At 68.9% G+C, this 238-nt stretch carries 1 pseudogene; it reads right to left on the minus strand.

Features of this window, described 5'->3' with window-relative positions:
* Nucleotides 1–238 (minus strand): annotated as a pseudogene (locus IG86_RS39615) (urease subunit alpha); the annotation flags it as partial.

The following is a 238-nucleotide window of genomic DNA, read 5'->3' on the forward strand; positions in this document are numbered from 1 at the left end:
GGCCCGGCCGATCGCGTGGATCCGGCCCTCACGGATACCGATCGACACCTTGCGGATACCGAGCACCGCGTCGATGACCAGGACATTGCTGATCACGACATCACACGTGTCGCGGACCGCCGCCGCCTTCAGGTGCAGCCCGTCACGGGCCGTCTTGCCGAAGCCCGCCAGGAACTCCTCCCCCGGCTTCTGCGCGTCCGACTCCACCCGCACCGTCAGCCCGGAATCACCCAGCCGC

Source organism: Streptomyces virginiae (assembly GCF_000720455.1).
GTDB classification, from domain to species: domain Bacteria; phylum Actinomycetota; class Actinomycetes; order Streptomycetales; family Streptomycetaceae; genus Streptomyces; species Streptomyces virginiae.